The following is an 11,574-nucleotide window of genomic DNA, read 5'->3' as shown; positions in this document are numbered from 1 at the left end:
CCAAAGCTGGACATAGTTGGAAACAGCAGTGATCTCTGCCATTCCCAAAAATACCAAGGAGACCCAATAGGACCATCCTGAAAAATAACCCCAACCTTTTCCTAGATACTTGGTGATAAAGTTGATAAAGGTGTGTTGATCAGGGTCCATATAGAGCATTTCTCCGATTGCCCGCATCATCAAGTACATGAAGGCGCCAGTCAGCATATAGACTAAAATAATAGAGGGTCCTGTCAAAGAAAGGGAACGACCGGCTCCAAGAAAGAGTCCTGTCCCGATGGTTCCTGCAATAGCGATCAGCTGAACATGCCGATTTTGCAGACCACGAACCATCCCATTTTCGGTTTCTTGACTAGGATGATGTTTTTTTGACATATGATTACTCCAATTCTTTTTCTGTACATTTTCAGAAAAGTATACTTCAAATTTTCACACAATCTACTATACCATGTTTTTAAAAATTGGTCAATCTAGTCCAGAATATTCTGAATTTTAAATATACAAAAGAGTGCTGGAGTCTCTTCCAGCACTCTTTTGCTTATGAATTAGGGTCATCGAGACTACGGCCATGCAAACCTTTTTCCCGTTGCACTTGGCGTAGTTTCTCAGGTGTTACATCGTTACCTTCTTCATCTACAATTTTGATACCTTCAATGTGGTGACGAACCGAACGACGATAACCTTCAATGTATTCTTCACGAAGTTTTGCTTGCTCCACTTCTTCTTCTGGAGTCAAACCTTCTGTTTTTTTCTTTTTAGCAAGCTCATTGATACGAGCAATTTTTTCAGGTGTCATAATAAAACCTACTTTCTACCTGTCATCAGGTACTTATTTTGTGTTCAATTGATTAAAGGCTGCGACAGCATTAGCTTTCGCTACAAGGCCTGCAAGAAGGGCCAAACGGTTGTTTTTAACAGCCTCATCTTCTGCCATCACCATGGTATTGTCAAAGAAAGCATCAATGACTGGGCTAAGAGCAAAGAGTTGAGCCAATTTGTCGCTAGCTGAACCTGTCAATTCAAGCTCTTCAATCGCTTTAGCCAGGGCTTTTTCTTGATCGTTTTCAAAGAGACTGGCATCGACTGCTACTGAAGCATCTGCTTTTTCTGCCAAGTTGAAAGCACGTGAGAGGGATTCAACAGCTGCCTTGTAACCATCCGTCTTCGCAGCTTCTGAAAGCGCTTCAGCTGCTTCTAGCATATCAGCTACGACAAAGTTTGAACCAGCAAGAACGGCTTCCTTGATATCTTTAGATGTGCGTCCCATCATCTTGTCTACACGCGCTTTGATGAAGTTGATGACTTCTGCTTGATTGTCATAAGAAAGACTATCAAATGAAAGTCCATAAAGGCTGTCAATCAACTCATCCATAGGGATGTGCCAACCAAAAGCATCAAAGATACGAACAATCCCTTGTGTTGCACGACGAAGTGCATAAGGGTCATTGGAACCTGATGGAATCAAGCCTACTGAGAAGAATGAAAGGAGGGTATCCAATTTATCTGCAAGGGCAAGAATGGCACCAACCTTAGTCTCTGGAAGGGCTCCGTCTGCTGCATCAGGAAGGTAGTGCTCACGGATAGCTGTCGCAACCGCAGCATCTTCACCAGCAAGGAGGGCGTATTTTTCACCCATGATTCCTTGCAATTCATCGAACTCTCCGACCATACCCGTCAAGAGGTCAAATTTGTAGATTTCAGCTGCACGAGCGACGGCTGCCGTTTCTTCAGCAGTCAAACCAGCTTGCTCAGCTAGTGACGCTGCAATAACACCAGCACGCGCCATGTGTTCTGAAAGAGTACCAATTTTTTCATGGAAGGTCACGTTCGCCAATTTAGCAACGAGATCTTCAATCTTAAGTTTTTGGTCTTCACGCCAGAAGAATTCACCATCTTCAAGACGTGCCACCAATACTTTTTCATTTCCTCGGATAACATTTTCCAAGTGCTCAGCGTTCCCATTACGGACGGAGATGAAGTTTGGTTTAAGCTGACCATCAAGGTCACGTACAACAAAGTAACGTTGGTGCGTTTCCATTGAGGTCACCAAGACTTCTTCTGGAACGTCCAAATATTTAGTATCAAAACTTCCCATAAAGGCAGTTGGGTATTCGACCAAGTTCAAGACTTCATTCAAAAGGCCTTCTTCGATTTGAACTTGAACACCTTGTTCTGCTTCGATGGCTTTGATTTGCTCACGAATCATGTTTTCACGTTCTTTGCTATCCGCAATCACGTAAACGGTACGAAGGTCTTCTTCATAAGAATCCGCATTGGTAATTTCCACTTCATGTCCAAGAAAACGGTGTCCACGGCTCACACGACCTGAGTGGATATCCAAGAAGTCAAGGTCGAGCGCTTCGTCGCCCAAAAGAACGATCAAGGTGTGAACTGGGCGAATGTATTCAAAGGTGTTGTTAGCCCAGTGCATGCTAACAGGAAAGGTCAATGAAGCAAGCACCTCTGGAACGCCAGCCAAGACTTCTTTAGCTGGTTTTCCAGCTTCGTGCTTCGTAACATAAACGTACTCTTCCCCTTTGACTTCACGGAATTCGATATCATCAACCGTCAAGCCTTTCCCACGGACGAATCCTTGAGCCGCTTTTGAGAAGTTTCCATCTGCATCCAAGGCGATTTTCTTAGAAGGTCCTTTAAAATCTTCAGTCAAATCAGATTGTTGATCTGCTAAACCAATCACACGGACAGCTAAACGGCGTGGTGTTGAGAAGGTTTGAATGCTTTCGTATGAAAGACGGTTGTCATCCAAGAAGGCTGCCATTTTCTCACTGAGTTGTTTTTCACTTGGTGTGACAACGTAGGCTGGCAACTCTTCAAGTCCAAGTTCTACTAATAAGTTTTTTGTCATGTTTTTTCTCCGAAAAATATCTTTTTTTCCAGTTTGCCTTATGTGATTGGCACGCAAGCAACCGACTGCGTCGTTTCATTGCTAAAATCGGAGCCTAAGGTCTCCAATTTTGCCTGGTATCGTTAGTTTCTCTAACGATACCTCTATCACTGCGGCAACTGGTTCTGTAGGATCCCTCTATAACCCAATCCTATTTAATATACTCTCTTTATTCTTCCTCTTCTGCTAGGAGTTTGGCGCGTGTGGCTTCGTCAAGAAGTGGGTAACCGAGTTTCTTACGTTCTGCAACGAAGGTCTTAGCTACGACACGGGCCAAGTTACGGATGCGGGCAATGTAACCGGCACGTTCTGTAACGGATACTGCTCCACGTGCATCAAGCAAGTTGAAGGTGTGTGAACATTTCAAAACGTAGTCATAGGCAGGGTGAACAAGGCCTAATTCCAAAGCACGCCCTGCTTCTTTTTCAAATTTTTCGAAGTTTTCAAGAAGCATATCTTGGTCAGAAACTTCAAAGCTATATTTTGAGTGTTCATATTCTGGTTGAAGGAAGATTTCTCCGTATTTAACGCCTGGAGCCCACTCAATATCATAAACTGAGTCTACTTCTTGGATGTAAGAAGCCAAACGTTCCAATCCGTAAGTGACCTCAGAAGTTACTGGGCCAGTTGCCAAACCACCAACTTGTTGGAAGTAGGTGAACTGAGTGATTTCCATACCGTCCAACCAAACTTCCCAACCAAGACCAGCTGAACCAGTTGATGGATTTTCCCAGTTATCTTCAACGAAACGGATATCGTGCTCCAAAGGATTGATCCCCAATTTTTCCAATGACTCAAGGTAGAGCTCTTGGATGTTTGATGGTGATGGTTTCATCACCACTTGGAATTGGTGGTGTTGGTAAAGACGGTTTGGGTTTTCCCCGTAACGACCGTCCGCTGGACGACGAGATGGCTCTACATAAGCCGCATTCCATGGCTCAGGACCAATGGCACGAAGGAAAGTGTAAGGACTCATGGTTCCCGCACCTTTTTCATTATCATAAGCCTGCATGAGCATACAACCCTGGTCATTCCAGTATTGTTGCAAAGTAAGGATGATTTCCTGGAAAGTCAATTTTTTAGACATTATTTACTCCTTTTTCTATAATTTCTTGCGACACGAGTCTGTCTCGTTGATCATACGAGGCAAGACGAGTTAGTACTGCGTCTAGCTCAGGCACCTTAATGCTGAGCGTTGGGCAGTCCGACTGTAAGGAGGTATCTGCCACTAACGCAGTGAAAGGTTAGTTTTTTTGACATTGAATACTCCTTATTCATAAAGTTTCTTGTGACTTAGGATACAAAAAGAACCGTGTCTCTGCTCCTAAGTCTATGACCTAGGGGCGTTAGAAACGCGGTTCCACCCTAATTTATTACTTCATTTTATTTTACTTTACTCAGCTTTTTACTGAGAGAAAGCGCCACTTGCTTACCTTGCTCTACTTGGCTCTCACTATCCCAAGCTCGCTAGAAAAACGCCGTAAGCCCTTCTTTCTTGACTAGTATTATAGCAGATTTTTAGTGACTTGTAAATTAAAATCCGCATGAAACAATCGTTTCATACGGATTTTAGGCTAACAAACAATGTTGTTTTTCTTATGGACGTCTTGCAGCTTTTGGTTTTTTACCATGAAGTTTTTTCTTGGCATTCTTCAAGGCTGTCAAAGCATCTTTCACATCTTGTTGGCTTGCTCCTGGATTTGAAAGGATGGTTTGTGCATCCTTGAAGGCTACTAGGTAAGCTTCTTTTTCTTCATTTCCAGCATAGATGAATTTCGCATTCTTTTCTTGGAACTTCAATTCTTCCTTGATGTATTTTTCAAGACTTGAAAAATCAGTTGCTTTCCCGTTTAATTTTCCTTCTGCACGGCTAAGCTCAGCAAGTGCTTGATTGATTTGTTCTTGTTTCACAGTTGGATCAACTGCAAGCAAGGCTACTGTTTGGAAAGCACGATCGTAGTCGCGACGTACTTTTTCTTTGGCATTGGCATAACGACCAGTTTTTGTCGTAGCATCGTAAGCCTGCATAGCTTCTTTCAAGGCCGCAACGTTTGAATCTTTCCCATCCAAAGCTTGGCTGGCAGCTTCAAGACTAGCTAGAGCTTGGTTGACTTGCTCTTGACTAACCTTGTTGGTCAAGGCTGCTTGGGCCGCTTGCAAGGCTTGATCATAGGCTTCCTTCTTATCCGCACTGGCATTGAAGTATTGCGCTGTCTTTGTAACATCTGCTTGGTTGTTCAAAGCAGCTAAGAGATCCACTTTTGAGATCACTCCAATACGGTAATTGTTGTTGCGCCCTGCGACAACTGAAATCACTGGTGCTTCCTCAGCTAGTTCATAGCCTGTAGGAAGAGTTGCAACCAAGGTATATTGACCAGTTGCTACAGATTTACCAAAGCCATTTTTACCATATTTTTCAGCAGGCAAGACAAAGTTTTCACCATCTGCCCCTTTTAATACAATCGTAGCCGCTTTTGAAACCGGTTGATCAAAGTTGATGCTAACTGGTGCATATTCTAAAGTATTGGCAAGAAAAGCGATCGTTTGGAAACTATTATCCTCTGTCAAATCAAATTCTTGCGTCAAGCTGCTGACAAATTTCACTTCTGTACGATCATACGTAAAGATTTCTGCAGTATAATGACCAAAGTTCAAGAAGTTAATATCTTTTGTCTTATCAACTGATACGTATTGACCATTGCTATCTTTGATTCGGTAAACATACATAGTATCCAAATCTTTGTTCGTTTTAGCGTCACGAACTGCAATTTGAACCCGACCACTATTTTGATCCCGAACTAAATCAGCTAGTGAAACATAATCTACGTTACCCGCAAAGTCTTCTACATAGTAGTAGATATTCTTCTTATCGATGTTTTCAGGAAGATCGAAGCTACCATCTGCATTGGCCTTGATCACATGGTAATTTTCAAGCGCACGTGTACCAGTCTTATCTTCACTCGTTTGGATCATTGTCCCCTTATCATCAAATGGAGTCACGTAAACGAGTTTTTCAGTTAAGATACCACCTTCACCAACATCTTTGGCTTTACGTGCTACAAATTGTTGAGCCCCATCTTTGAAACGAATATATCCAGATGTGATCACTGGTTTTTGGGTATCAACTTGAACCTTGAAGGTCGTTGATTGCTCTTCAGCTCCCGGAACCATTGGTGTGTAACGAATGACATAATCATATTCACCATCTGCCACTGCATTCCCATTTGCATCCGTACCATTCCAAGCAGTATTATCTAGCGTGTAGCTACGTGGGTTCTTTTCATTGCCATCAAAGAAGTTCTTACGATGATCAGATGGAGTTCCTTCCCACAGCGGATTTTTATGTTCCGTATCGCTTGCTGCGTAGACAGTTGCATGAAGGTTTTCAATGTTTCGAAGAGCGACCGTCTTGTATTCAACGAGGTCTTTATTCCCATCTTCATTTGGTGAAATGGCAATGCGAACATTTCCGTTTTCATCCACTTGAAGAGCATGAGTTCCTTCTGCATTTTCTTCAATACCAAGGACTGTAATACGACGACCATCTCGTTTCCCTTGTGTAAGAAGAAGGTCATTTTGAAGTGTTAATAGAGCTGAAACATTAGCATTATAGGAAACGTTCAAATCTTTTGGAATATGGTAGTAGAAACCATCTTTTCCTTCGCGTACCAAATCATAGACTGGTTTTTCGACAGCTGGAAGGTTTTGGAATTCTCCCTTGAATCCCATAAATGGCAAGCTGACCACATCCCCGTCATCTGCTGGATCGACAAAACGAACAAATCCTTCAAGGAAATAGCCATTTGGCATTTCTTTGCTCAATTCTTCTGTGAATTTACTTGTATCAACTTTAACCGTAACCGTTTCAGAACTATGCGCTTTCACCGTTACTTCAGGCCAAGCAGTTTCTGTTAATTTACGTGGACGGAGGGTAAATTTACCATCTTTCACTTCATCTGTGTCAGTATTCACCAACATTTTCAAGGTACGATCGGTATCTGAAATATTGTGGACAGTGACAGCAAAGGTAAAGCTATCTCCAACATTTCCAAGAGTGACACTTGGGTAGTTGTTTTCACCAGTAACATACAAGTCTGTTGAAACGGCAGCAGCTGTGTCTACAACCCCTGCTCCTTGTTGACGTGGAGAAGTATAAACACCGGTTTCTTTATTAACATGTGGTTTAGCCGTAGACATAATCAAGGCTTTGACAGTTGCAGAAACTTGTTCTGGAGTCAATTCTGGGTGGTTCTTCACAAGGTATTCTTTGACCAAAGCTGCCACACCTGCTACATGAGGAGAGGCCATACTAGTACCACTCATATCCCCGTAGGTATTGTCATTCAAAGAAGAGAAGATATTCCCACCAGGTGCTGTGACATCTGGTTTCAACTGACCATCTGTTGTCACACCCCAGCTTGAGAAATCAGACAATTGGTCTGCTTCTGGAGATGGACGGTTAGCCATGGTATTGTTAAAGACAACTTTGTAAGATCCAGCTTTAAGAGCTTCCCCATAGCGTTTTGAAATGAAGACAGATGGAATTTTCTTAGCATCTCCATCAATTGCCATTCCAAGATTAGATCCTTCTACATTATTGTAAACCATGGCCCCTACTGCACCATGATGGAGGGCATTGGCAATCTTTTCTGAGAATGGAATTTCCCCGCGTTGGATAAGCGCCAATTTACCGGTAAGATCTAGATCTTTGAAATCATCTTCTTTCCCAAGACCAACTGATACATACTCATATTCTTTACCTTTTTCAAAGTCTGTATCTGTTGCAGATTTACTGTAGTCAAACTTCCCGTTATCTACTTCTGCATTACCTTCTAGACCTTTGACTTCGAAAACCTCTGTGGTAATGATTTTATTATTGATTGAAGCAACAGAAATAGAGTCCTCTACTGTTGATGGGTTTCCGACCAAGCCGTAATCTGGATTTTCTGCAGCTGGTCTTGAATAGCCATTCCCAAAAGTATTGCTATTTCCTGCAGAGATTAGGACAGATACACCTTTAGCACGCGCCCGTTTGATGGCGTCAATGATATCTGAACCTGCATTGACCGTAGAACCAGTAGAAGATCCAAGACTCATATTGATGGTATCTGCACCAAGAGCTACAGCATCATCAATTGCTTTTACATAAAGAGCAGAACCCGTTGTTTTTTGACGATCTGAAAAGACACGCATAAACATAACTTGCGCTTCTGGTGCTACACCATAGATCTTTTCACCGTTCCCTGCTTCTTTATCAGGATTCCCTGTTGCAATCCCTGTAACGTGCATCCCATGGGAATCTCTTTCAGCCTCTTTGATATTGTCGGTCCCATCAAAGTAGTCATAAGCGTAGACAACCTTGTCGTTGTACCATTTACCATAATCAATTCCTGCCGCTTTCTTAGCAGCTTCGATTTCTTCTTGGTTTTTAAACTTAGCTTTTGAAGGATCGGTAATCCGAAGAACCTCGTGGTTCACATCCAAGCCAGAGTCGATGACGGCGACAACCATCCCTTCCCCTTTATAACCTTGCTTCCAGGTTTGGGGAACAGTAATAATTTCGTCACTTTCGATGCTTTGAGGTTTTTCAGCTGCCTCATGGCGATTCGTTGTTTCTGAACTTGTCGCAGTAGCCACTGCTGTTGCTTTTTCTACAGGTTTTTCCGCTACTTCCGGTTTTGTTTCTGGAACAGTAGCTGCCTCTTTCGGAGCTTCTGTTTTTTCAACAAGAGCTACTTCTGTTGCATTCGTTGTCTTTTCAGCAACTGTTGCTTCTTTTGCAACTTCTACTTTCTCACTAGCAACTGCTGTATTTGCTTCTGTTGCTTGTGAATGCTCTTCTTCAGCAGGTGCCTGTTGAGTAGTGGCTACAAGCTGTGTTCCAGCACTTGTTTGGCTGGCTGCTTGTTCTTCAGCACTCGCTTGTGCAGATCCAAATACCAAAACAGCCCCTAATAAAACTGAGGCTACACCAAATTTGTATTTTCTTAATGAAAAACGTTCTTGTCTATTCATAGAAACTCCCCTTTTATTTTAATAGTAACTATTATAACGCAAAATTATCTGAAAATTCATTCAAAAAACAAATTGTAACACAAATGTAACATTTACGAATGTTACTAACTATTAATTTATTTTCGTTCGGAAAATTTTGAAGTTGCATGGGAAAGTATTATAGAACATCTGTTTTTATTGGAGTTTTAAAATTATTTCATAATTGAAAGGATTTTAAAAACCGAGAACGAAACTGTCCTCGGTTTTCATTAATGAATAGAAATTCTCTTTTAAAAATCTTTGGTGTCCGGATCTGGTGCGCCTGCTTCAACCGGAAGATGGCGAAGGAGCTCCATATCATCTGCTGTCAATTCAAAATCAAAGCACTTTAAATTACTTGCAATCCGCTCAGGCGTAACAGATTTTGGCAGTGGAAGGAAACCTTCTTGTAAACTCCAAGCTAGGGCTAGTTGAGCGACGGTTTTCCCATATTTAGTAGCCACTTCTTTTACTTGTTCATTTTGGAACAATTCTCCTTGGCCAAAAGGTCCCCAAGCCTCTAGTAAAATGCCATGCTTGCGACTTGCAGCAATGGCTTCACTTTGATAAACCCCAGGTGCTAGACGAATTTGGTTCACAGCTGGGATGACCCGAGCTGTTTCAAGGAGGGCTTCCAAATGATGAGGCAGAAAATTGCTAACGCCAATAGCCCGAACCTTGCCAGCAGCTAGCATATCTTCCATTGCTCGCCAAACCTCAGCATTCCGTTTTTTCCAAGCATCATTGTCTCGAAGAGGCTTTGGGTTTGGCCAATGAATCAAATAAAGATCTATATAGTCCAAGCCCAATTTATCAAGAGACTCTTTCAAAGCAGCTTGAGCATCTTCATATGTGTGATGAGTATTCCAAAGTTTGGTGGTAATAAACAGGTCTTCGCGCGCAAGACCACTGTCTTTAATAGCACGCCCCACACTCTCTTCATTCTGATAAATCGCAGCTGTATCGATATGGCGATAACCTGCTTTTAAAGCAGCTAACACAGCTTGATAGGCTTCTTCTCCATCCGCTGCTTTCCACGTCCCAAATCCCAATACAGGAATCTTCACCCCATTATTCAAACGATAATGATTCATTTTTTCTTTCCTTTCTTCGATTTCGGTTTCTTAGGCCCTCGAAGCTTGAGCTCTGGCTTAAAAATATTCTTCTTGGTTGGCTCCATCTTCTTGCTATAAAAACTATAGAGTAAAAATGCCCCACCAACGATCACAATAAAGATATTTTTTCTTACAATCCCATAGAGCAAGAAAAAAATTCCCATCAATAAAAAACGTATATCAATTGCTTTCATAAACTACCTCACATTTCAATTCCCATTATAGCATGAAAAGACATCATTCACAAAATTACACTACCATTGACAAATAACAAGCCCCTACAGACTGTTTAACCCCCATGAATACCTCACAAAAACCTCTCTAGGTATGACCTAGAGAGGAAGTATTCTATCTTCGTTTCTTGAATCTAGTTAGTTGCCTGGTAACGTTTGACCCCATCGAGATAGGTCGCAACCAGATCCAAATTTTGATCAAGCACGATGAAGTCCGCATCATACCCTTCTCGAATTTGACCACAAACATCATCAATATGGACTGATTTTGCCGGATTGAGGCTGGCCATCATCACTGCTTCGTGAGGGTTAGCAATTCCCCACTCTACAACATTTTTTAATCCATCTTTCAATTTCAAGATTGAGCCAGCTAGATTACCAGTTGATTTCAAGCGAGCCGTCCCTTCAGCGACCACAACCGGGAATTCCCCAAGCATGTAGTCCCCGTCTTCTAAGCCCCCAGCTGTCATACAGTCCGTAATCAAGGCAACATTTTCTTTTCCTTTTTGTTTCATCAGGATATCACACGCTAGCGGATCCACGTGATGGCCATCACAGATCAACTCTGCTGTAGTATGAGGCAACTCATACATGGCACCAACCATACCGAGTTCACGGTGCGTCAAACCACGCATACCATTGTAGGCATGTACCCAGACACTCGCACCTGCATCAACCGCTTTTTTAGCTTCTTCAAAAGTAGCATTGGAGTGTCCCAGAGCGACAGTCACCCCTTCTCCTGTAATGGTCCGAACAAATTCTTCTACCCCTTCACGCTCAGGAGCAAGAGCAATCTTATTCAACAGACCATTGGCAGCTTTTTGCCAAGCCCGGAATTCTTCCATACTTGGATCCTTCATATAAGATGGGTTTTGAGCTCCCTTGTATTTTTCTGTAAAATAAGGTCCTTCAAAATAAATACCGCGAATCTTGGCTCCTGTTGCTTCTTTGTATCGTGCACCGATATTTTCCGTTACTGCCAAAAGTTGTTCATAAGAGGAAGTCAAGGTCGTAGGCAAAAAACTCGTAACCCCTGTACTCAAGAGACCTTCACTCATGGTATGGAGAGTGCCTTCGATATTGTTATCCATCACATCTACCCCACCAAATCCGTGAATATGGGTATCTACGAGGCCAGGCGCAATGCTGTAACCAGAATAATCCAACACATCCGCACCTTCTGGTAAGCTTTCCACATGTTTTCCAAACTTGCCATCAACAAGCTCCAAATAGCCTCCGCGGCGAACCCCATGTGGATAATAAAATTGATCTGCTTTAATATATGTAG

At 42.3% G+C, this 11,574-nt stretch carries 7 protein-coding genes and 1 pseudogene; all 8 read right to left on the bottom strand.

All coding sequences use genetic code 11. The annotated features are described in order from the left end of the window. Positions 1 to 375, bottom strand: a pseudogene (locus SPADD19_RS10435) (amino acid permease); the annotation flags it as partial. A 163-nt stretch (positions 376 to 538) separates the two neighbouring features. Next, entirely contained in the window at positions 539 to 796 is a 258-nt protein-coding gene (locus SPADD19_RS10430; RefSeq protein WP_031575259.1) for a DUF896 family protein, read from the bottom strand. Between the two features lie 33 nt (positions 797 to 829). After that, complete coding sequence (gene glyS / locus SPADD19_RS10425) at positions 830 to 2,866, bottom strand: glycine--tRNA ligase subunit beta (protein ID WP_061455948.1); 2,037 nt, start codon at positions 2,864 to 2,866, stop codon at positions 830 to 832. 208 nt (positions 2,867 to 3,074) lie between these two features. Continuing rightward, the gene (glyQ, locus tag SPADD19_RS10420) at positions 3,075 to 3,992 is read right to left on the bottom strand and encodes a glycine--tRNA ligase subunit alpha (protein WP_002886077.1); all 918 of its coding nucleotides are present in this window, start codon (positions 3,990 to 3,992) and stop codon (positions 3,075 to 3,077) included. Positions 3,993 to 4,501: 509 nt separating this feature from the next. Then, positions 4,502 to 8,920, bottom strand: coding sequence for a S8 family serine peptidase (locus SPADD19_RS10415; protein ID WP_061455947.1), 4,419 nt, complete (start codon positions 8,918 to 8,920; stop codon positions 4,502 to 4,504). 269 nt (positions 8,921 to 9,189) lie between these two features. Continuing rightward, positions 9,190 to 10,032, bottom strand: a complete 843-nt coding sequence (locus SPADD19_RS10410; RefSeq protein WP_061455946.1) for an aldo/keto reductase — start codon at positions 10,030 to 10,032, stop codon at positions 9,190 to 9,192. Then, the gene (locus SPADD19_RS10405) at positions 10,029 to 10,247 is read right to left on the bottom strand and encodes a hypothetical protein (protein WP_003018530.1); all 219 of its coding nucleotides are present in this window, start codon (positions 10,245 to 10,247) and stop codon (positions 10,029 to 10,031) included. Before SPADD19_RS10405 ends, SPADD19_RS10410 begins: the two co-directional genes overlap by 4 nt. 173 nt (positions 10,248 to 10,420) lie before the next feature. Continuing rightward, complete coding sequence (gene nagA / locus SPADD19_RS10400; protein ID WP_241496583.1) at positions 10,421 to 11,566, bottom strand: N-acetylglucosamine-6-phosphate deacetylase; 1,146 nt, start codon at positions 11,564 to 11,566, stop codon at positions 10,421 to 10,423. Positions 11,567 to 11,574 lie beyond the last annotated feature (8 nt).

The sequence above is a fragment of the Streptococcus parasanguinis genome (assembly GCF_001578955.1).
GTDB lineage: Bacteria > Bacillota > Bacilli > Lactobacillales > Streptococcaceae > Streptococcus > Streptococcus parasanguinis_U.
The sequence above is the reverse complement of the archived record's forward strand: the minus strand, read 5'-3'. Positions and strand labels throughout refer to the sequence as shown.

Excerpts from the sequence above, each read along its gene's own strand:
- SPADD19_RS10430 (WP_031575259.1), bottom strand. The coding sequence starts at position 796 with ATGACACCTGAAAAAATTGCTCGTATCAATGAGCTTGCTAAAAAGAAA.
- glyS (WP_061455948.1), bottom strand. The coding sequence starts at position 2,866 with ATGACAAAAAACTTATTAGTAGAACTTGGACTTGAAGAGTTGCCAGCC.
- glyQ (WP_002886077.1), bottom strand. The coding sequence starts at position 3,992 with ATGTCTAAAAAATTGACTTTCCAGGAAATCATCCTTACTTTGCAACAA.
- SPADD19_RS10415 (WP_061455947.1), bottom strand. The coding sequence starts at position 8,920 with ATGAATAGACAAGAACGTTTTTCATTAAGAAAATACAAATTTGGTGTA.
- SPADD19_RS10410 (WP_061455946.1), bottom strand. The coding sequence starts at position 10,032 with ATGAATCATTATCGTTTGAATAATGGGGTGAAGATTCCTGTATTGGGA.
- SPADD19_RS10405 (WP_003018530.1), bottom strand. The coding sequence starts at position 10,247 with ATGAAAGCAATTGATATACGTTTTTTATTGATGGGAATTTTTTTCTTG.